Origin of the sequence: Limnobacter alexandrii (assembly GCF_005871185.1) — a bacterium.
In the GTDB taxonomy this organism is placed as follows: Bacteria; Pseudomonadota; Gammaproteobacteria; order Burkholderiales; family Burkholderiaceae_B; genus Limnobacter; species Limnobacter alexandrii.
This window is the reverse complement of record NZ_SWKN01000013.1, coordinates 77,757-98,005: the sequence shown is the minus strand read 5'-3', so window position 1 is coordinate 98,005 and position 20,249 is coordinate 77,757. Positions and strand designations below refer to the sequence as shown.

Annotated in this window: 20 protein-coding genes; 9 read left to right on the top strand and 11 right to left on the bottom strand. The window is 52.8% G+C overall.

Features of this window, described 5'->3' with window-relative positions:
* Positions 1–94: 94 nt before the first annotated feature.
* The 8 genes from FCS97_RS16135 to mpl form a co-directional block, all read right to left on the bottom strand.
* Positions 95–3,433 (bottom strand): SIR2 family protein, encoded by a 3,339-nt coding sequence (locus FCS97_RS16135; RefSeq protein WP_246066406.1) that lies wholly within the window; start codon positions 3,431–3,433, stop codon positions 95–97.
* A 458-nt stretch (positions 3,434–3,891) separates the two neighbouring features.
* Entirely contained in the window at positions 3,892–4,641 is a 750-nt protein-coding gene (gene mtgA, locus FCS97_RS16130) for a monofunctional biosynthetic peptidoglycan transglycosylase (RefSeq protein WP_138519462.1), read from the bottom strand.
* Positions 4,638–5,534, bottom strand: coding sequence for a shikimate dehydrogenase (gene aroE / locus FCS97_RS16125; RefSeq protein WP_171035350.1), 897 nt, complete (start codon positions 5,532–5,534; stop codon positions 4,638–4,640). The genes mtgA and aroE overlap by 4 nt, the downstream gene beginning before the upstream one ends.
* Before the next feature lie 17 nt (positions 5,535–5,551).
* Complete coding sequence (locus tag FCS97_RS16120; protein WP_138519461.1) at positions 5,552–6,385, bottom strand: energy transducer TonB; 834 nt, start codon at positions 6,383–6,385, stop codon at positions 5,552–5,554.
* Positions 6,382–8,397, bottom strand: a complete 2,016-nt coding sequence (locus FCS97_RS16115; RefSeq protein WP_138519460.1) for a ribonuclease catalytic domain-containing protein — start codon at positions 8,395–8,397, stop codon at positions 6,382–6,384. The genes FCS97_RS16120 and FCS97_RS16115 overlap by 4 nt, the downstream gene beginning before the upstream one ends.
* An 8-nt stretch (positions 8,398–8,405) precedes the next feature.
* Positions 8,406–8,969 carry a chorismate--pyruvate lyase family protein gene (locus FCS97_RS16110; protein WP_138519459.1) on the bottom strand — a complete coding sequence of 188 codons (564 nt, stop codon included), beginning with the start codon at positions 8,967–8,969 and terminating at the stop codon, positions 8,406–8,408.
* Positions 8,966–9,610 (bottom strand): YqiA/YcfP family alpha/beta fold hydrolase, encoded by a 645-nt coding sequence (locus tag FCS97_RS16105; RefSeq protein WP_171035349.1) that lies wholly within the window; start codon positions 9,608–9,610, stop codon positions 8,966–8,968. The genes FCS97_RS16110 and FCS97_RS16105 overlap by 4 nt, the downstream gene beginning before the upstream one ends.
* Positions 9,607–10,998, bottom strand: coding sequence for a UDP-N-acetylmuramate:L-alanyl-gamma-D-glutamyl-meso-diaminopimelate ligase (gene mpl, locus FCS97_RS16100; RefSeq protein ID WP_138519457.1), 1,392 nt, complete (start codon positions 10,996–10,998; stop codon positions 9,607–9,609). Before mpl ends, FCS97_RS16105 begins: the two co-directional genes overlap by 4 nt.
* Before the next feature lie 62 nt (positions 10,999–11,060).
* Between mpl and FCS97_RS16095 the strand changes: the two genes are divergently transcribed.
* The 8 genes from FCS97_RS16095 (at position 11,061) to FCS97_RS16060 (ending at position 17,380) form a co-directional block, all read left to right on the top strand.
* A complete protein-coding gene (locus tag FCS97_RS16095; RefSeq protein WP_138519456.1) occupies positions 11,061–11,663 on the top strand; it encodes a hypothetical protein in 603 nt (200 codons plus the stop codon).
* The gene (locus FCS97_RS16090) at positions 11,660–12,157 is read left to right on the top strand and encodes a TlpA disulfide reductase family protein (protein WP_138519455.1); all 498 of its coding nucleotides are present in this window, start codon (positions 11,660–11,662) and stop codon (positions 12,155–12,157) included. Before FCS97_RS16095 ends, FCS97_RS16090 begins: the two co-directional genes overlap by 4 nt.
* A gap of 179 nt (positions 12,158–12,336) precedes the next feature.
* A complete protein-coding gene (accB, locus tag FCS97_RS16085) occupies positions 12,337–12,804 on the top strand; it encodes an acetyl-CoA carboxylase biotin carboxyl carrier protein (protein WP_138519454.1) in 468 nt (155 codons plus the stop codon).
* Between the two features lie 16 nt (positions 12,805–12,820).
* Entirely contained in the window at positions 12,821–14,170 is a 1,350-nt protein-coding gene (gene accC, locus FCS97_RS16080) for an acetyl-CoA carboxylase biotin carboxylase subunit (protein ID WP_138519453.1), read from the top strand.
* The gene (gene prmA / locus FCS97_RS16075) at positions 14,167–15,060 is read left to right on the top strand and encodes a 50S ribosomal protein L11 methyltransferase (RefSeq protein ID WP_138519452.1); all 894 of its coding nucleotides are present in this window, start codon (positions 14,167–14,169) and stop codon (positions 15,058–15,060) included. Before accC ends, prmA begins: the two co-directional genes overlap by 4 nt.
* A gap of 37 nt (positions 15,061–15,097) precedes the next feature.
* Positions 15,098–15,886, top strand: a complete 789-nt coding sequence (locus FCS97_RS16740; RefSeq protein ID WP_425460752.1) for a zinc-ribbon and DUF3426 domain-containing protein — start codon at positions 15,098–15,100, stop codon at positions 15,884–15,886.
* A 37-nt stretch (positions 15,887–15,923) separates the two neighbouring features.
* Positions 15,924–16,880 (top strand): carbohydrate kinase family protein, encoded by a 957-nt coding sequence (locus FCS97_RS16065; RefSeq protein ID WP_138519451.1) that lies wholly within the window; start codon positions 15,924–15,926, stop codon positions 16,878–16,880.
* 20 nt (positions 16,881–16,900) lie between these two features.
* Positions 16,901–17,380 carry an outer membrane lipoprotein gene (locus FCS97_RS16060; RefSeq protein ID WP_105027234.1) on the top strand — a complete coding sequence of 160 codons (480 nt, stop codon included), beginning with the start codon at positions 16,901–16,903 and terminating at the stop codon, positions 17,378–17,380.
* Between the two features lie 70 nt (positions 17,381–17,450).
* Here FCS97_RS16060 and FCS97_RS16055 read toward each other — a convergent pair whose 3' ends face one another.
* Entirely contained in the window at positions 17,451–18,020 is a 570-nt protein-coding gene (locus FCS97_RS16055) for a YggT family protein (RefSeq protein WP_138519450.1), read from the bottom strand.
* 18 nt (positions 18,021–18,038) lie between these two features.
* A complete protein-coding gene (locus tag FCS97_RS16050) occupies positions 18,039–18,320 on the bottom strand; it encodes a hypothetical protein (protein ID WP_138519449.1) in 282 nt (93 codons plus the stop codon).
* A 99-nt stretch (positions 18,321–18,419) separates the two neighbouring features.
* Here FCS97_RS16050 and FCS97_RS16045 point away from each other — a divergent pair, with 99 nt between their 5' ends.
* Positions 18,420–18,668: a DUF1653 domain-containing protein gene (locus tag FCS97_RS16045; protein ID WP_138519448.1), complete on the top strand. Its 249-nt coding sequence runs from the start codon at positions 18,420–18,422 to the stop codon at positions 18,666–18,668.
* A 2-nt stretch (positions 18,669–18,670) separates the two neighbouring features.
* On the opposite strand, the gene FCS97_RS16040 is transcribed toward FCS97_RS16045, so the two are convergent.
* Positions 18,671–20,173, bottom strand: coding sequence for a flavin-containing monooxygenase (locus tag FCS97_RS16040; protein ID WP_138519447.1), 1,503 nt, complete (start codon positions 20,171–20,173; stop codon positions 18,671–18,673).
* Between the last annotated feature and the right edge of the window lie 76 nt (positions 20,174–20,249).

Genomic DNA, 20,249 nt, shown 5'->3' with positions numbered 1-20,249 from the left:
TCTGTTTCTCTCAGGATTCGAACAATCTGCTCATCGCTGAATCGGGCTCGTTTCATTTCGTCTCTCGCTGCGTTGAGAGACCATTGTAGTTAAGTCACGCTGGATCGAAAAATCCGGGGCAGGTCACAAACACTCGCAACCAACCTAGCCACCGCGCAGCTACATTTTCTAATTTGCCACCCCAAGAAAACTCTTCAATCTTTGGGAAAAGTCCAAGTAACTGCGGTTTGATTATTTCCAACAAAGGTGGGCTAGGTATATTCCCACTATGTAAAAATCCGTTCCATGCGGCTTCTGAACGAGGATGTTGGAAATTCAGCATCGGAATCAGCTGTGTTTTGGTCCAATCTGGATCGATGAACATCAACCAGTCGAGCCTTCGGCAAGTTACTGAAACCGCATGATCCGAGCCTTCCCCAACTGCCAAAAAAAGACGTTCGATACGAAATTTGATATGCCCCGGAATAAGCGAGCTTGCTTCTCGTTTCTCAAAGCTCAAAACACGGAAAAGAGCTGCGGTACACATACCGATGGGACCATTAATTGCATGATCATAAGTACGCCGGGATTGTTGAATGACTTTTCCCCTCAAAGTCACTTCACCACGGCTACTCCCAGTAGCGTCTGCTCCGCCACTCATAATTCCATCAACGATGTGATCGTATAAAGCCCAACCAAGGGCTTCATCAAACTTCAGAATGACACTAAGGTTCTTTTCAAACCATCGTCCCAATGTAAAGCGGAGTTCTACTATCAGCGAATGAGGTAAACGCGATAATCGCCTCAAGAAAACCAGCCTTAACCGCGGCCTGACTTCCTCGGGAAAGTGATTGATCATTTCCGACCAGAAATCTTCCCGGAACTCCCCCTTTTTCCCAGAAATTGTAAGCGCCGCAAGTGCCTTTCTCGGATTGGATTTAACCAAACCAATAAACGGTCTTTTATCGGTGAGACTAAAAAAATCCCGCTTTGACGCCTCCTTGGCTTTACTAACCAATTCCCCCACTGGAAGGCTTAAAATTTCATCTGGATTTTCGTCGGTGGACACCCATCCGCCTGAAGAGCCCTGTTTGATTGCAATTGATGAAGCCCAGCTTTCACGCCATTCTGGAAGCTTTTCGATCAATTCTGCGAGTTTTTTAGTATGGTCTACCGTTAGCTCACATCCGTGTAATTGAATATATCTTGCGTAGCTGGCGGCAGACTCATCTCGTAATTTAGGATATTCATCATCAGACCAGTAGGAGCGCTTGTCAGGCCCTTCAAGAATTCTCTCCATCAATCGACTTTTATGATCAATGGAGAACTCATGCCATCGATCAATCAGCAAGAACACAAGCTCTCGAACCAGATCGCTATCCCAGAAAATTTCTTGCTGAATACACAACACTTGCTCAGCAACGTAATCCGCTTCAAATAATTCTACTTTGTTAAACGCATACAGCTTTAATCTTCCATAGAATAATGGATCTGCAATTGGCCAAGTCGTTGCATGCGCACGGGCTAACTCTGGATATTCCGCAACCATCCGGTCAAAAAGCTGGATGAACCAAGTCACAGATTGCGCACTTTCTTCTACATGAACTTCCCCCTCAACATCTCGATCAGGGTAGCAAGTAGGTAGCTCAAAATTGTAAATATCCCTATCGATATCCTTAAGCAGGCCTGACACAACCCTAAACTGCGCCTCAATGATGCCAAATACTTCAGGCAAGACCTCATCAGGTACCTCTACATCTTCGTTATAACGCTCAAGGAACTTCACTTCGAATTGACCTAGTCCTCCGAGATCAACATGCTGCCAATCGTCCTGAGGTGGTTTAGCCTTACTCAAGCCATAAGGCGCTTTAACATCCAACCTTGGAGTTGCAAATTCTCGGAAGTCCCTCAGAACATGAGAAGTCCAGCCTTCACTTTCAACTTTGTTTTTGAAATCGAACCAATTCCGATATTGATGAGCCCTATTTCGAGGATCACGTTGCGCCTCAAGAATCAGATTCCAAATATGTCTAGCTCGCGAATGTAAATTTTTTGAACGTTCGATTTCCCCTCCAAGTTCTCTCAACAATCGGGGATGTATACCAGTTTGACGAATCACCCACCAAGCCAGCACCGGACTATGAATGGACTTAGCAAACCATGTAATCAAGTGACCTAACCTGGCAGAAAGCGGCTCAAAACCTTCAGGCCGCCTTCCACCTATCTGGTGAAAATCATGCGGATTGTCATCTCCCTCTCTCCAAATCAAAAGATCGTCGTTGTTAACAGGTGATTTATTGTTATCGTCAGAAAAATCTTCTAAATCGTCATCAAGGCCGTAAGCCACCCTGGGATCAAAAACCTCTGCATCTTCACCATACCCCTCAACCTGCTCCGCGGAACGCACCGTCGCATCCATCACACACACCCATTCTGGATTTGCAGCTGGATCTGCCTGGGAGAATAATTTCGCGCCCTGTACCGTGCGCAAAACATGTGCTACTTGCCCACGCTCATGAGCCGCCAAATCTTTTGGATCTTGTTGAGTCTTGGCGATCACCGACTCTCGCCATTTACGAGGGTCATCAGCGCGTTCAGCCCAAGCTTGTATGCTCTCCCACAACTTTGGAAAATCAGGAAAGGCTATCGCCGTTACACCACGATCATGCCACTTTGCTTCTATTTCTTCAGGAGGACCTTTATCAAACGCATACAACCTGGATCGGTCATATTTTCCATCATGGTTAAGGCCTTGTAGGAGGTATTTAATCGGTGGGTCTTCCGCTTTATAGCCTAGCAACACTACGGTATATCGACCCAATAGATCTCGAATAAATTTTGTCGCCCAACCTTCAGAAAGATAGGCTCGACCAAAATCTGCACTACTCAGCACATATGGATGACTTTCAGAATCAGGGTCTTGCAACTTTCCGTGCAGATATGTAATACCCTCGATACTTGAACCGTATCCAAGATCAGGAAAAGCTGGCGGTTCATATGTGTGCTCCTCTTGATCGCGCCCCTCAAACAAGCGATCAAAATTAGTGGTTACGATCTGCGGAATTCCTTTGGCGCTTTTAGAAATTCGCTTGATCAACCCATGCTCATGTCCAATCTTGGCGGAAGGCTTGGCACTTAGCTGTCTTGCCACCAACTGATTAACTTCATGTTTACCGTACTCCATATGGAGAAGATTGAATATCTGGTCTAGTGGAGTTTTTAAGGAAGACTCGTTCCCTTTCTGTTTTTCATCCAACCAAGGCTGAAATGCAATCCTGATTTCCGAGTCAGCTGAAGGGTCAAAGAAATTGATTACGCACTCAGTAAGTTTTACAAAATCAGGCATATTTGACGGTACAGATACTCCCGCACCGCAAAGAAACACCACACGACCCTCATCACAACGATTCAAAAGTATGTCGGGAATGATCGGGCCGTCAGCGTGGAATCTCATAACTTGAATTGAATCAATAGTTGTTTGAATAGATCACAATAAATCTAGTTTCCCAGAAATTCTGCTCTTGGGTGCGCACCTCGTAGCGTCACTACACCGCTATCACACTGTAACTTCACAAACTCAAACTACCAAGTCAGACAATCCGGCCAGACTATCTGCCCGCGCTCAGAATTCATTCCGATGTTCGTCAAAAATAAACGCATTCAAACGCATTCTCAAACAAATATTTCGTTACCGAAGTAACGCCTTTTTGCTTGTTCAGGTAGCAATGCCCTTGCAGCGGCATTCAAGAAAGCCTGCCCTTGTAGTCGATTCACCTCCCGTTCGGCAACGCCGGGAGCGCAGCCCGCCCGCTTTGTTAGCGGGGGCGCTCAGGGTGGTTAATCGTCTTCAAGGGGGAACTCAGGCTTTCTGGCGCAAAAGGGTATGCACCTGAACAAGTAAACGTAGACGCATTACTTCGGCACAGTAACCTGATACATGCGCTTTTGAAGAGTACCGGTTTTCCGAGCCAGGAAAGGTGAGTTTCTGCGTTTGTCAAAATAGCGTGGCGCCGGCAACATGCCCGCCATGCGAGCGGCCTGATAACTGCTCAGCTGGGCTGCGCTCACGCCATAATGGTGCTTGGCACCTGCCTCAGCCCCATACACACCATTGCCCCATTCCACCACATTCAAGTACACCTCGAGAATACGGCGTTTGTCCCAAAGCGCCTCAATCATCAAGGCAATGACCAACTCTTGGCCTTTGCGAATGTAGCTTCGCTTGCTGGTCAAAAACAGGTTTTTGGCCAACTGCTGGGTAATGGTAGAGCCGCCATGTGTTACACGGCCTCGCCTTTCATTGCGTTTGATCGCCAGTTGAATGGCCTCCATTTCCACGCCCTTGTGGGTCATGAAGCCACTGTCTTCAGCAGCAATCACCGCGCGTTTCAGGTTCAGTGAAATTTTGTCATACGGTACCCACTGGTGTTTCAACTGGAAACCAGGCTCGATCTTGCGAATTTCAGCCAAACGGGTTTGCATGAAACTGGTGCTGCTGGGGTTGACATGTGTCCACACCGCAATTTGCGCGAGGTACCAAAGTTGCAGCAGCACAATGGCACAAAACCCCCAGAAGAAAATTCGCCACAACCACACCAAAGGATTCAGGCTGAACTTGCGTTTGCTACCGCCTTTGGAAGATTTTCTGCGTGCCATGGTCATGGTTGTTTTGCTTTGGCAAGCAGGGCTTGCCGAACTTTGGTTAAAGTTTCAAGTGCATTGGGCGAAGCCCCGGTCCATACCTCAAAGGCCAGCTGGGCCTGAAACACCAACATACCCAAGCCATCGCTGCACGGCAAATCAAGTTTGCCAAGTGACCAAACAAACGGTGTGGGCTCGGCGGCATACATCATGTCGTACGCAAGCACAGCCCGCTGATACCAATCAGGGTGAAGCACAGGCACATCGCCTTTCAGGCTGCTGGACGACGCATTCACGATTACCACCGGTGCTCCGGGTGTTTCAAAATGCGAAGGCGGCGTGTCCAGGCCCCCGCCCGCTGATGGCAAATCAATTGCCTCCGCGCGTTCTGCCAACTCGCGTGCCTTGGGCACTGTGCGGTTCAGCACGGTCAAATGTTGAACTCCAGCTTGCTGAAAAGCAGACACACAACCACTGGCTGCGCCGCCTGCACCAATCATCAATACCTGGCATTGCGCAAGGTGCAAACCCAGGGTATTTAACTGCCGGTCCAAGTCGCGACACAGGCCCCCGCCATCGGTGTTGTCGGCCAGTACGGTGCCATCCGCATTGAATTTCAAAGTGTTGGCCGCCTGCGCAAATTCTGCGGCTGAGGTCAGCGAATTGGGGAGTACCTTGGCCAAAGCAAAAGCCTCTAGTTTGAATGGCACAGTCACATTTGCACCCTTCACACCCGCTGCTTTCAGTGCGGCCACAGTTTGGGCAAAGCCATTCAACGGCGCCAGCACACGCTCGTATTGCAGGGGCAAGCCAAGCTGTGCGGCAAAGTCAGCATGAATGAAAGGCGACATGCTGTGTGAAATTGGATTGCCAATCACCACGTAGCGGTCTGCCTCAGAAATCAATGCATTCAACAAGGGGCCTCCATGGCTCAGTACTCGGTGCTGATGGTGTCACGGCTAAACACCCAAGTGCGGGTAATCGCCAGAATATCGGCCTTCTGCCGCATCTCTGAAGGGAAAGGCGGAAACGGTGTAGACATTCTTAAAATTCTCAATGCAGCGCGGTCCAGCACGGCTGATCCCGATGAGCGGTCGACTTCCACATCTTCGAGAGTGCCGTCTGCACGCACATAAGCAGTCAGCCTTAACTTGCCGTAAATACGGCCTTTCAGTTCATCGGGGTAATTTGCATTGCCCACCTGTTCCACCTTGGCACGCCAGGCCTCTTCATAAATTGCAAAGGCATAGGGTGAAGTGCGTGGCGAGAAGAAGTGTTTGCGCGGGCGCTCATTGTAACTTTTGATGTTGTCGGCAATTTGAGCCTGCAATTTCTTGATCTCAAGTGCACGCTGGCTTTTGGGATCGTTGCCAGGGCGTGTATCCAGCACTTCGTTTTGCGGTGTGGTCCGCAAGTCTGCACCCGCCAAATTGCGCTGCAATGCTTCCAGTTCTTTCAAGCGCTCCTGGCTGGCAATCAACTCGCGCTGGTTGACCTTGTCATCGGCTTGCCCCGGCAATGTAGTGGCCCTGCCCTTGTCGGCTTGCCCGCCACCATCCAGTGCAACCTGCGCCAGTACCTTGGCATCAGTGGGCGTTTTTTGCGATTGCGCATTCACCAAAATCACTTCCAGCGGGCGGCTGAATGCGGTGTCGGCCTGCGGTTTGGAAAAGTGCACCAGCAACAACAAGGCATGAAGCAGCACTGACAACACCAGCGCCTTCTTCAAATTGATTTCGCCAAGTGGTGCACGCAAAGTGGTCACGCCGCCGAATCTCCCGCAGTATTCACTCCCTCAGATTCACCTGCTTCAACCACATCGATCGGTGCGTCTGGTGATTCCGGAAGATCGACAACATCTTCTTCCTCATCATCATCCAGCAAACGCGTGGGCGTGCCTTTCTTCAAGGCAATCAATTTGCAAGAAACCGTCAAGGTCAGTTCATCCACCTGGTCCAGCTCAACCTCCACCTGCACGCCACGGCCCGGTGAAGTCACGCCCACCAAACGAACAAACAGGGGAATGTCGTCCAGACGTACCAATTCGTCTTTAACCACCACGCCATCAAACTGCTTGCGGCCCTTTTGCTGAATCCAGCGCAAGCACCAGTAGCGCTCCATACTCTGCTGAAATTCGGCATAGGCTTTGTAGGTCACATCAAAGCTGTTCACTGCAGACAGCAATTCCGCATCAGTTGCGGTGTAGACGGGTGGCTCTTGACGAAGCAGTGAAATCAATTGCTGCTGGTTCACCAAATCCACATACCTGCGCAAAGGCGAAGTACTCCATGCGTATTGCGGAACACCCAACCCCACATGTGGCGCCGCATGGGTAGACATCCTTACTCGACCCATCGGGGGTTGTACCCTATAAATGCCGGTCACTTTGCATTCATCCAGCATACCGCCCCATTCTCGGTTCACGTAGATCATCCACTCGGCCACCAACAAATCCAGCGGTGCATCACGGCGGCGGGGCTGAATTTCAACGGTGCCGTCTTCACTCACATAGAAATTGAAATCAATGCGCGTGTGCTTCTCGGGCTGACCGCGTACAATTTCGCGTTCCATTCTCAGCACGCACGAACTTTTCCAGAGCATTTTCAACGCAGGGAAAAACTCGCCCACCACATCAAGCTCGTTCAACTCGGGGTCTTCCAAAACCTCTTTGGACAAAGCCGCATCCAGGTGGTTGTGGCGCAGGTTTGCAGCCATGGGTACCTGCTCAATGGCGCTGTAAGGCTCGCTGATCAACTCACCAGTTTCAGTGCTCACTTCCACGTAAATACTGACCGAGGGCACAGTGCGCCCCTCAGCCAATGTGGCCAGTTCAACCACCTGGTCAGGCAGCATGGTGATTTTATCGCCGGGCGCATACACGGTTGAAAGGCGCTCGCGGGCCACACGATCGTAAGGGCTTCCACGCGCAATTAACAGCGCAGGTGCGGCAATGTGCACGCCAATGCGCGCACGTTTTTCATCCAGCCAAACCACGCTGAAGGCATCATCGATTTCTGTGGTTGAAATGTCGTCAATCGAAAAAGCACGCACATCGGCCACGGGCAGTTCAGCCAATTCAGCAGGTACTTCCGGGGCTGGCAAATCAATTTCTGGCCCTTTGGGAAAATACACGGCCGCGAAACGCGCACGCATCATTTCATGCACAGACTTGAACGCACCACACTCAATCAACAACACATCGGGCGAGCGGCCTGCTTCCGTGCAGGCCAGCATCAAGGCTTTGTATTCGGCACTGTTTTTATCCGGGCGCACCAGCAGTGTGGCCGCCTGTTTGGCGAAACCATCGGGCAATTCACGGCGCACCAAGGCATCGGCCCAAGCCTGCTGTTGTTCAGCGGCCAGGCGTTTTTTCTCGAGTCCTGCCAATGCGGCCTGTAAAATTTCCGGCGGGGCGGCTCGGTACATGCCCTTGCCTTTGCGGTGAAAGTGAATAGGCGCCGCATGCAAAGCCGCCAAGGTGGCCGCTTGTTGCACCACCGTGGGTTTTTCACCGAAATACTCTTGAGCCATGGCTGTGAAATCAAACTCGCCTTCCGGCGAACATTCCCACAAAAACTCGGTGTCCACTTCTTTGGCCAAGGCCTCAACCTGCGCGTGGAATTCAGCACATTCCAGCGCATCAAATTTCAGCATCACACTGTTGGATTTCACCTTGGTGCGCTTGCCATGCAAGGTTTCCACCTGATAAGCGTTGCCCTGCTCTTGAAGCACTCGGCCCACTTTAAAGGCTCCGGCCTCTTCGTAATACAAATTCATCAACTGTCCTAAAGATAATTTTCAAGTTGGGGCAGAAACACTTCCATAACCCACAACGGTGTTCTATTGGGTTTGCGCGAAAAGCGCGCACAACGGGCATACCACACGCGGCTGGTGCCCAGCCTGTTCATCTCCGCCTTCAAGACCGCAGGCAAAACACGCTGCACCCAGGCCTGGTTCAAAGGCAAGCGTGCAAAATACAGTTCGCCCCGCTTTACCTGAGGATCGGAAAACAGCACCGTGCCCAAGGAGCGGGTGCCCAAGCCTCGCCAAAAATGCCAGTCGTTCACGGGGCCATCGATTTCAACCAAAGTTTGTGCCAGCACCACAGGCGCATTGTTCACGTGTAGGCGCACAAGCCGCTGCCGCATCATTTGACCCGTTGCATTTCGGCTGCTTGAGCCAGGCCCGTGTTTAATCAACACCTTGCCCTGCACCACAGGCTCTACTTTAAACCCCATGTTCAGGCGTACCAAACGCAGGGTGAGAGAACCAGGCGTGCTGGCCCAATTTCTGGCCCAAACCGGCCAGCTTGGCGGGCAATGCCTGGTCCAAACCACGGCACCGCTCATGGCAAACCCACAGCCAATTTCACAAAGGGCAAAATTTCATCGAAATCGCTCAGCGCATGGTCTGAACCCAGCAAGTGCAATTGGTGTGCACCGTGGTAACGCGCCAGCATGGTGTCACAGTTCAGCACCTCATCGTCCCGGGCAGCCACCAAAAAGTAACGTTGCGGGTCGGTCAGGCTGGTTTGCTCCATGGCTTTTAAGTCGCCCAGATAAGCGGGAACAAACTCGATTTCTTCATCTGAAAAATACACCTTCTTTTTGCCGATTTGGTCCTGCAAATCGTCATAAGGCTTGATGGCTGGGTTCAACAACACCACCGACGCCTGAACATGCAACTCTCCCAATACCGTGGCGTAATAACCACCCAAAGAACTACCAATGAAGGTCAGCGACAAGTCGGGCTGGCTGTGCAAACGGGCATCCAGGTGCTGGTTAATCAGGGCCAAGGCCTGTGCTGGTGATACGGGCAAATCAGGCACCCACAAATGGCTGCTCAAACCGGCCTGGTCGAAGGCATCGATCATTTTTTGTGCCTTCACTGACTTGGAAGACGAGCGAAACCCATGCAAATACACCACCAGGTCGGCCACCCCACCCGTGCGCGCAAAGCCACCGGGGCTACTGAATACAAAAGGCGTCAAACCCTTACCCCTGAAGCGAGAGCGTCGATCAATTTTTGGTGAACACCGCCAAATGAGCCGTTACTCATGGCCACAATCCAGTCGCCAGGCTGGGCTTGCGCCACAACATGATCAATCACTTCGCTCAACTCATCGCTGGTGAAAAGGCGCGAGCCCAAACTGCCCAGTGTGTCGCGCACATTCCACTGAATGCCCGCGGTGTAGCACACCACAGACTGGGCCTCATCAAACGAGGCTGGCAAAGCCTGTGCAAGGGTTCCCATTTTCATGGTGTTGGACCTAGGTTCAAACAAAGCAATCAGGCGACCCACAGGTTTGCCTTCCGCTGCTGCAATTTCTGCCATTCGGGCTTTCGCGCCTTCCAGCGTGGTAGCGATGGCCGTTGGGTGGTGCGCAAAGTCGTCGTACACCTTCACGCCTGCTGCCTCACCACGCAATTCCATGCGGCGCTTCACGCCGGGAAATTCACTCAGCGCCTTGCAGGCGTCTGCCACCTTAACCCCCACAGCATGGGCAGCCGCAATTACAGCAAGGGCGTTGTTCACATTGTGCACACCCGACCAGTCCCATGCCACCAGGCCTTTCACTTCACCATTCTTCAACACTTCGAATTTGGAGGCTCCCAACACCTTGGCTTGCCACGGCGCATCATCACCATGGGCTGAAAAACGTTCAACCGGGGTCCAGCAACCCCGCTTCAGAACCCGCTCCAGCGAATCCGTGGCTGCGGGGCAGATCACTCGCCCTTCAGAGGGTACGGTGCGCACCAAATGGTGAAATTGAGTTTCGATCGCAGCCAGATCGGGGAAGATATCAGCATGATCGAACTCCAGGTTGTTCAGCACAGCCACCACCGGGCGGTAATGTACAAACTTGGAACGCTTGTCAAAAAATGCGGTGTCGTACTCGTCGGCTTCAATTACAAAACAGTCACCCTGCCCCAGTGTGGCCGACACACCAAAGCCGCCAGGCACGCCGCCGATCAAAAAGCCGGGGCTTAAACCAGCCTGCTGCAACACCCAAGCCAACATGGAGCTGGTGCTGGTTTTGCCATGCGTACCCGCCACAGCCAGCACCTTTCGGCCGCGCAAAATATGTTCACCCACCCACTGGGGGCCGCTGGTGTACGGCAAGCCCATGTTCAAAATGGCTTCCATCAAAGGGTTGCCACGTGACACCACATTGCCCACTACCCACAAATCGGGCTTGATGGCCAACTGCTCCACGCCAAAACCCTCGGTCAAATCAATACCAGCCTGGGTCAGCTGAGTGCTCATGGGTGGATAAACATTGGCATCGCAGCCGGTCACGGTGTGGCCCAAAGCCTTGGCCAACTGGGCAACGCCGCCCATGAAGGTGCCACAAATCCCGAGGATGTGGATGTGCATTCTTTCTTCCTTTCAGGTCAAGCCCATATTGTAGTGCCTGTGAATTTGGATACACTGCCGGTATGGAAGAATTCTTCGCCCCGCAAGACGAACTTCGCATAGAAATTGCGATGACGGCAGCCCGACTGATCGCCGAGGAAGGCCTCGACTACAGCACAGCACGCAACCAGGCTGTGAAAGCCCTGCTTGGAAAACAGCGCATTCCACGTGACCGACTACCCTCTGATCAAGATATTCAGGATGAATTGCGCGCCTATCAGGCCCTGTTTCAAGCCGACAGCCAGCCCGGCGAATTGAACGAATTGCGCGAAGTTGCGCTCCAATTCATGCAAGGTATTCAACAATTCGAGCCCATTGTGTATGGCGCAGCGGTCAATGGCACTGGCAGCGCGCATTCCGATGTGCACATTATTGCGTTTGCAGACGACGAAAAAGAAGTGGACTACTGGCTGCTTAACCAAAACATCAACTTCGATGCCTGCGAGGACGCCTTGCTGGCTGGCAAATCATTCCCGGCCGTGGCCTTTCGCTGGAAACAGCGCTGGTTCCAGTTGGGTGTGGCCAGCCCGATTCAACGCCGCGGCTTGCTCAACCGACAAGCAAGTGACGGCACCCCTTTTCAAACTGACATTGCGGGCTTGACCCGCCTGATAGAAGCACCATGAAAAACAAACTGATTCCTGTTATTACCGCGGTTCTTGCTTTGGCGATTGGCCTGTATTTTGGCTTGAAGCCACAAGGCGGCCCCGATTATCCACTGGCTGGCTACACCTTTGAGACGCCACAAGGAGGCTCACTCGATTTGGGTGCATTGAAAGGCAAGGTAGTCGTGCTCAATTTTTGGGCAACGTGGTGCCCCCCCTGTGTGGAAGAAATGCCGGAACTCGATGAGTTATACCCCCAACTACAGGCCCAGAATATCGAGCTGATTGGCATCGCTATTGATTCACCTTCTAACGTCGACCAATTTCTGAAAAAAACACCAGTAAATTACCCGATCGTGCTTGCCGGCATGACTGGCACTGAACTTGGAAAAGCACTTGGCAACCAACAAGGAGGATTACCGTTTACCGTCATTTTGGACGAAAATGGTAATAAAATACTCACAGAAGCCGGCAGAATACAGATGAGTACTATCACTAACGCACTGCCACGTTAAAATCGGGTATGCTCACGCAACGCCTGACCAGGGCGAACCACGAAGCAAGGTTCATCAAGGCCCGTCACGGTAGAAAATAATTGATTTTCAGTGCACACTAAGCGAAGTTAGGCTCAATTCACCTCGCGCTTGGTTGTGTATTGCCATACAAAACCAACCTCCCTAGATGGAGCAAGTAAATGGACCTCAGAAAGCTAAAAACATTGATCGACCTGGTCGCCGAATCTGACATTTCCGAACTGGAAGTGACTGAAGGCGAAGGCAAGGTACGTATCGTCAAAAGTCAGCCCCAATACACCATGGCCATGCCACAGCAAATGATGCAGCAAGCGCCAGCAGCGGTGGCAGCGCCTGCCGCAGCCACTGCGACCGCCGCTGCTGTGGAAACTCCTGCGGCAGCGCCTGCAGACGCTGGCCACAAAGTGACTTCACCCATGGTGGGCACGTTTTACCGCGCGCCAAGCCCTGGTGCCTCCAATTTCGTGGAAATTGGCAGCACGGTGAAGGAAGGCCAAACCATTTGCATTATTGAAGCCATGAAGCTGCTCAATGAAATTGAGTGCGACAAGTCTGGTGTTGTGAAGGCCATCTTGGTCGAAAACGGTCAACCCGTGGAGTTTGGTCAAGCTCTATTCGTCATTGAATAGAACAGGAGCAGCCACCATGTTTGGAAAAATACTGATCGCCAATCGCGGCGAAATAGCCCTGCGCATTCTTCGCGCCTGCAAAGAAATGGGCATTAAAACCGTGGCGGTGTATTCCACTGCCGACGTGGATGCAAAGTATGTGAAGCTGGCCGACGAGTCGGTTTGTATTGGCCCGCCCAGCTCCAAAGAAAGCTACCTGAACATTCCAGCCATCATTAGTGCAGCCGAAGTCACCGATTCGGAAGCCATTCACCCCGGTTACGGATTTCTGTCCGAGAACGCCAGCTTTGCCGACCGGGTTGAGAAAAGCGGTTTTGTGTTCATTGGCCCCCGTGCAGAATCCATCTTGCTGATGGGCGACAAGGTGTCCGCCAAGCGCGCGATGATTGCTGCAGGCGTGCCCTGCGTACCAGGCTCTGAGGGCGAATTGCCCGACGATCCACGCGAAATCGTGAAAATTGCACGGCAAGTAGGCTATCCGGTCATTATCAAGGCGGCCGGCGGCGGCGGCGGTCGCGGTATGCGTGTGGTGCACACCGAAGCGGCACTGCTGAATGCGGTCACCATGACAAAAACCGAAGCGGGTTCAGCATTCAACAACCCCGCGGTTTACATGGAAAAATTCCTTGAAAACCCTCGCCACATCGAAATTCAAATTCTGGCTGACGAGCACAAGAATGCCGTGTGGCTGGGTGAGCGCGATTGCTCCATGCAACGCCGCCACCAAAAAGTAATTGAGGAAGCACCGGCGCCAAATATTCCACGCCGCCTGATCGAGCGCATTGGCGAACGCTGCGCTGAGGCCTGCCGCAAAATTGGTTACCGTGGCGCTGGCACATTCGAATTCCTCTACGAGAACGGCGAGTTCTACTTCATCGAGATGAACACCCGCGTTCAGGTTGAACACCCGGTCACCGAAATGATTACAGGTGTGGACATTGTTCAAGAGCAAATTCGAATCGCCGCCGGCCAGAAATTGCGCTTCCGCCAACGTGACATTGAATTCCGTGGCCATGCCATCGAATGCCGAATCAACGCCGAAGACCCGTTCAAGTTTGTGCCCTCACCAGGCCCAATCAAGAACTGGCATGCACCGGGTGGCCCTGGTGTACGCGTAGATTCGCATGTGTACAGCGGTTACAACGTGCCACCTCACTACGATTCCATGATCGCAAAAGTGATCACCTATGGCGAAGACCGCAAGCAGGCCATGGCCCGCATGCGTCAGGCTTTGTCCGAATTGGTGGTTGACGGCATTAAAACCAACACCGCGCTGCACCGTGAATTGATGGAGGACGCCCGCTTTGTCGAGGGTGGCACCAGCATTCACTACCTTGAGCACAAACTCGAAGCACGTTTCAAATGATACAAGCCAAACTTACCCTGCCCTTTGAACAAGCCGACGAAGTGTCGGACCTGCTCATGGAGCTGGGGGCTTTGGCGGTCAGCCTGGAAGACGCCAATGCCGACAGCGAAGACGAACAACCCTTGTTCGGCGAGCCAGGCATGGAGCCTGAATCGGCGGCGTGGAACCTGAACAATGTGGTGGCCTTGTTTCGCAACAAAGCCGAAGGTGCGCAAATTTTCGGCGAAATTCCAGCTGAATTGCTGGGCGATGCCGAAATTGATTACACCGATGTGCCTCAAGAAGACTGGGTACGCCTGACCCAATCGCAATTCGATCCCATCCCCATTTCTGCACGCCTGTGGATTGTGCCCTCTTGGCACGAACCCCAACACATCGACGATCGAATCAACCTGGTGCTCGACCCTGGGCTCGCTTTCGGCACGGGCTCACACCCCACCACGGCCCTTTGCCTGCGTTGGCTCAGCGAATTTCCACTGAAAGGCCAAAGTGTGCTGGACTACGGTTGCGGCTCCGGCATTTTGGGCATTGCTGCACTTAAATTGGGTGCATCTGAAGCCATCGGCGTCGACATCGACCCCCAGGCTGTGGACAGCACCGCCTACAATGCCAGCAACAACGGTGTTGAAATGCCCTGCGGTTTGCCCGACTTTCCACTGGCCAAGCGCCAGTTCCCGGTGGTAGTGGCCAATATTCTGTCCAACCCACTGAAAGTATTGGCGCCTTCGCTGTGCAACCATGTTGAAGCAGGTGGCCAATTGGTGCTTTCAGGTGTGTTGGCCCGTCAGGCCGAAGAAGTGATCGCCCACTACCGCCAATGGATCAATTTGGCTGTGTGGGCCGAACGCGATGGCTGGGTTTGCCTGCACGGCCAAAAAGCCGCTGACTGATCGCAAACCAGTCGTGCCGCAAGGTTAAACTAGTGCCATGAGCCTTGCCACACGCTGCCCCAACTGCAACACCCTGTTCAAAGTCACCTCTGGCCAACTGCAAATGCATGAAGGCAAGGTGCGCTGTGGGCATTGCCAAACCGTGTTTTCCGGCATCGAACACCTTACTTCAGCCGACACGGAAGCGTGGCAAAAACTTGATTTAAGCCCCAAACCTTACACCAGCGATCACAACCTGACCGGTGGTGACGGCACGGGCTCTGAAGCGCTGTTCGCCAATACTGCACCCACCAAACCACTGCTGAATTTCAAGCACGGCAGCCCTGCCCTGAAAGCTGCATGCATCGCGTTGCTGCTCACGCTTGGTATTCAAACCCTTTGGTGGCAGCGCATTGAGCTGTTGCAACAAGCGCCGGAACTGGCCAAGCACATCAACAAAGCCGGGCCAAACATACAACGCCTGTTTGCAAGCCCGGCCACACAGGCCTTGCTGGTTGAGGGCAGTGGTCTGCAGGCGCTGGATGAACACAATTTGCGGGTTGACCTGACCCTGCACAACCCACTACCCCTGCCCGCTCAATGGCCCCACCTGAAGGTGGAATTGCTCGACCCACAGGGCCTGGTACTGGCCAGCAAATCACTGAGCCCAAGTGATTACCAACTGCGGGACGAAAACGCAGCCAGCGAGGCTGCGTTGATCGCGGGCAAAAAAACAGTGGAAGTGCTGGCATACTTGAACCTGAGCACCCTGAACACGCAACTGCCTGAAAGCGCCGCAACCGGCTTTCGGCTTGAATTATTCGACCAAGGCCCACGCGAGCAATAAGCGCCTGGGCAATTTTTAATTACTGGACTGTTTCACAATGAATTCCCCAACCAACACCAAGCGCGTTTTAATTTGCGGCTCCATTGCATTCGACACCATCATGGTGTTTGAAGGTCGTTTCAAAGATCAAATCTTGCCAGACCAGGTTCACATCCTGAACGTGGCATTTTTGGTGCCCAGCCTTCGCAAGGACTGGGGTGGCTGCGCTGGCAATATTGCCTACAGTTTGAACATGCTCGGCGGCAAACCCGTGCCCATGGCCACCATTGGACATGATGCAGGCGGCTACTTTCAACGCCTGCAAACGCTGGGCATTGAAACCATTTGCCTGAAACAGGTCAGCGAAGAGTTCACCGCACAGGCCTTCATTACCACCGACCTGGACGACAACCAAATTACTGCCTTTCACCCCGGCGCCATGAGCCACTCGCACCTGAACAAGGTAAGTGATGCTGGCGACGTGGCCTTGGGTATTATTGCCCCCGATGGCCGTGACGGCATGATGCAACACGCGGAACAATTTGCAGCCGCTGGCATTCCATTCGTGTTTGATCCGGGTCAGGGCTTGCCCATGTTTGGCAAACCAGAACTTGACCGGTTTTTGGAACTTGCCACGTATGCAGCGGTCAATGACTATGAAGCCAAGATGTTGTGCGACCGAACCGGCCTCACGCTGGAACAGATCGCAGAAAAGCTGGAAGCACTTGTGGTAACACGCGGTGCGGAAGGCAGTTGGGTGTTTACGCAGGGTCAACGACACGACATACCATGCGTTAAAGCAGAACGCATCGCCGACCCCACCGGCTGTGGCGATGCATACCGCGGCGGCTTGCTTTATGGCCTTACAGAAGGCATGGGCATTGTGAATGCGGCCAGGCTGGCCAGTTTGATGGGCTCCTTGAAAATTGCAGTCAAAGGCCCACAAACCTACCAGTACAGCCGGGAAGAAATTGCGTCCAGGTATTCAGCCGCTTTTGGTCAACAGCCCTGGTAACTTGAAAGGAAAATCAAATCATGGCCAAGTCAATTCAGTTCAGTTTTAGAAGCACCGGTGCAGTGGCCCTGATTGCGCTGTCCGCGCTTGCAGGTTGCGCCACCCAAAGCAGTTCGGGTCAGGTGTACCGGGAAGGTGAAACCCGCCGAGCACAAATTATTGAGCAAGGCACGGTTGAAAGCGTTCGCACAGTGACCATTCAAGGCGACACCAACGGTGTGGGTACTGCCGCTGGTGGTATTATCGGCGGCATCGCAGGCAGCAATGTGGGTGGTGGTAGCGGCCGTGCGGTGGGCGCGATTGTGGGTGCTGTAGCAGGTGGCGTAGCAGGCCAAGCCATTGAACGCAATGCCTCCACGCGCCAAGGTCTTGAAATCACCGTTCGCATGGACAACGGCACCTTGCGCGCCTACGTTCAGGATGCCGCTGGCGAAGACTTCCGCCCGGGTGACCGCGTTCGAATTGTGAGTGGCGGTGGCACTTCCCGGGTAACACGCTGATTCACCACCAGCACTTGAAACAAAAAAAGCACCCCGAGGGGTGCTTTTTTATTCACTACGCAGCGCCCGATTAAAACCCTGGCATCAGGCTTTGCAGCACCATCATGATGATCTGCAAAATCAGTAAAAATGCCAAAGGCGACAAATCCACGTTACCAATTGTTGGCAACACCCGGCGCAATGGCTCGAGAAAAGGGCGAGAAAGTTCATTCAAAATGGATGCGATTGGTGAGAACGGATTCACCCAGCTTAAGATGACCTGAATCAACACAATACCCATGAGCAGATAAGCCACGTTGCGAAGTACCCAGAAAATCGCAATGGGTATGGTCAAGGTAATGAGTGAACCCACACCTGGCCCACCGCTGGACAGCCCCACCGAGATCAATACCAGCACAATGTGCAATACAAATGACACCACAAAAGCACCAAAAATAGATGCCCAGTCAATGCCGCCGTAGCCTGGCACGCCCTTGCGCAGGGGTTTAACCAGCCAGTCGGTCATCGAGAAAATGAATGGCGACAGGGGGTTACTGGGGTGAATGCGCACCCACTGCATCAAGGCGCGCAGCAAGAGACAAAAAGTCAGCAGGCTGGCGGCTGTTTCCAGCAGTAGGCGCAAAATATCGATCAGAAGCATAGTGAAGCGTTCAGCAGGTTAAGGCCGTGAGCCTGTTGGAAATGGCCAGGTGGTAGTGGCACCCTTGAGTTTTCTGGGCTTGGCGGCGCCCGATCTGCGGCGACGCGCAGGTTTGCTGGGCGTCAGCAGGGCCAATGGCGTCACCTCAGAGGGGGAAAGCGCCGTTTTCGAAGGTTTGCGTGTGGTGGCCACCGGGCGTGCCGCTTTACTTTCAGGCGGCTCTGCTTTGGCAACGGGTTTGCTTGCGGTTTTGCTCACCGGCTTGCTGGTTTCCTCGGTTGCGCGCTTGCTTGCAGGCATTCAGGAACTCCTTTCAATTCTTCAAGGACAGCCGTACAGTTTAACGATATGGCCTTGAATATTCAAGAAATATGACTTTGAACAACACAGGAGACACCCATGAGCCACGTGCCAGAACAAATACACAGCGTGAAAGCAGGCGAACGCTACCGACACTACAAAGGCGGGTTGTATGAGGTCATTTGCCAGGCCATACAGGAAAGCGACCTAAGCCCGGTGGTGGTGTACCGCCCCTTGAGTGGAGACACACACACCGCCTGGACCAGGCCAATGAACGTATTTTTTGAAATGGTGCAGGTGGGTGAGCGCATGACCCAGCGCTTCACCCTTGTGGACAGCGACAACTAAGCTCAAGCCACCGCTTTCAATTTCGGCTTGGCTTTCTCCACCCTGGCTGGTTCGAAAACCAAACCCGGTTCGTCCACCGGGTCTTCCAGCAAGGTTTTGGTGTCGTGGTAATAATCTTGCCGGTTGTGCCACGGGTGGGTTTCACCCTGGCGCGGCAACTGCTCTGCAACGCGTTTCAGGTAGCCTGAATTCAAACCACCCAGCACTGTGAAGCCCTCCACGGGCTGCACATCCGTAGTTTTAGCCACCGCCACTGCATGGCCTTTCTTGTCCATGTGGTTTAGCAAACGGCACACAAAACCGCTGACCAAATCGGATTTCAATGTCCACGAAGCATGGGTGTAACCCAGTACCACGGCGGCATTCGGCAGGTCTTGCAACATGGCACTTTTGTAGAACATTTTTTCGCTGAGGTTGACTGGCTCGTCATCCAGAGAAATCTTCATGCCGCCCACCATCTGCACATTCAAACCTGTGGCAGTCACGATGATATCGGCTTCCAGTACTTCGCCTGAATTCAACTCGATGCCATTGGGCACAAACTGTTTGATGGTGTCTGTGGCCACGCTGGCTTTGCCACTGCGCAGGGCTTTGAAAAAATCGCCATCGGGCACCAAGCACAAACGCTGGTCCCAAGGCATGTAGTTGGGCGTGAAGTGTTTGATGTCCACATTCGAGCCCTTCAACTGCCGGCGCATCATGGCAATCAAAAAGCGACGCACCACCTCGGGCTTGCTTTTGCTGGCCTTGAACATGAAGTGCGCCAAGCCAATGGTGCGCGTGCGGTTCAGCTTGTACGCCAATTTGGACGGTAAGGTTTTTTGCAGCACCTTGGTGAGTGCATCAACCGACGGCAACGAGAAAATATACGAGGGCGAGCGCTGCAACATGGTGATGTGCTCAACTTTGTCAGCCATGCTTGGAATGAGCGTAACCGCCGTGGCACCACTGCCAATTACCACCACCTTCTTGCCGGTGTAGTCCAGGTTTTCAGGCCAGTGCTGGGGGTGAACAATCAGCCCCTTGAAGTTTTTCTCACCGGGAAAGTCGGGGCGGTAGCCTTGGTCGTAGTTGTAATAGCCGGCACAGGCCATCATGAATTTGGCGCGGTATTGCTCGGGCTCACCAGTCACTTCGTTGATGGCATTGATCACCCAGCGTTGCGCTTCACTGTCCCAGTTTGCGTCGCTCACTTTGCGCTGAAAACGAATGTGATCAAAAACCTTGTTCTCGGTGGCTGCCTCGTGAACATAGCTGCGAATGTCATTGCCCTGCGAGAAAAAGTGCGCATTTTTCCAAGGCTTGAACTTGAAGCCGAAACTGAACATGTCCGAATCAGAACGAATGCCGGGATAACGGAACAAATCCCAAGTGCCACCAATGGTGGTGCGGCGCTCAAGAATGGTGAACTTTCGGTTGGGGCATTCCTTTTTCAAATGGCAGGCGGCACTGATGCCTGACAAACCTGCGCCAATGATCAAAATGTCTTCGTCGAATATCGCCATGGTGTCTCCGTGTGGTTTTTCTCTTTTTTTATTGTGCCGATTTTTTCAGCTCTGAAAACAGCGTTTGCAAATCGGC

Excerpts from the sequence above, each read along its gene's own strand:
- FCS97_RS16135 (WP_246066406.1), bottom strand. The coding sequence starts at position 3,433 with ATGAGATTCCACGCTGACGGCCCGATCATTCCCGACATACTTTTGAAT.
- mtgA (WP_138519462.1), bottom strand. The coding sequence starts at position 4,641 with ATGACCATGGCACGCAGAAAATCTTCCAAAGGCGGTAGCAAACGCAAG.
- FCS97_RS16115 (WP_138519460.1), bottom strand. The coding sequence starts at position 8,397 with ATGAATTTGTATTACGAAGAGGCCGGAGCCTTTAAAGTGGGCCGAGTG.
- FCS97_RS16110 (WP_138519459.1), bottom strand. The coding sequence starts at position 8,969 with ATGAGCGGTGCCGTGGTTTGGACCAGGCATTGCCCGCCAAGCTGGCCG.
- mpl (WP_138519457.1), bottom strand. The coding sequence starts at position 10,998 with ATGCACATCCACATCCTCGGGATTTGTGGCACCTTCATGGGCGGCGTT.
- FCS97_RS16095 (WP_138519456.1), top strand. The coding sequence starts at position 11,061 with ATGGAAGAATTCTTCGCCCCGCAAGACGAACTTCGCATAGAAATTGCG.
- FCS97_RS16090 (WP_138519455.1), top strand. The coding sequence starts at position 11,660 with ATGAAAAACAAACTGATTCCTGTTATTACCGCGGTTCTTGCTTTGGCG.
- accB (WP_138519454.1), top strand. The coding sequence starts at position 12,337 with ATGGACCTCAGAAAGCTAAAAACATTGATCGACCTGGTCGCCGAATCT.
- accC (WP_138519453.1), top strand. The coding sequence starts at position 12,821 with ATGTTTGGAAAAATACTGATCGCCAATCGCGGCGAAATAGCCCTGCGC.
- prmA (WP_138519452.1), top strand. The coding sequence starts at position 14,167 with ATGATACAAGCCAAACTTACCCTGCCCTTTGAACAAGCCGACGAAGTG.
- FCS97_RS16740 (WP_425460752.1), top strand. The coding sequence starts at position 15,098 with ATGAGCCTTGCCACACGCTGCCCCAACTGCAACACCCTGTTCAAAGTC.
- FCS97_RS16065 (WP_138519451.1), top strand. The coding sequence starts at position 15,924 with ATGAATTCCCCAACCAACACCAAGCGCGTTTTAATTTGCGGCTCCATT.
- FCS97_RS16060 (WP_105027234.1), top strand. The coding sequence starts at position 16,901 with ATGGCCAAGTCAATTCAGTTCAGTTTTAGAAGCACCGGTGCAGTGGCC.
- FCS97_RS16055 (WP_138519450.1), bottom strand. The coding sequence starts at position 18,020 with ATGCTTCTGATCGATATTTTGCGCCTACTGCTGGAAACAGCCGCCAGC.
- FCS97_RS16050 (WP_138519449.1), bottom strand. The coding sequence starts at position 18,320 with ATGCCTGCAAGCAAGCGCGCAACCGAGGAAACCAGCAAGCCGGTGAGC.
- FCS97_RS16045 (WP_138519448.1), top strand. The coding sequence starts at position 18,420 with ATGAGCCACGTGCCAGAACAAATACACAGCGTGAAAGCAGGCGAACGC.
- FCS97_RS16040 (WP_138519447.1), bottom strand. The coding sequence starts at position 20,173 with ATGGCGATATTCGACGAAGACATTTTGATCATTGGCGCAGGTTTGTCA.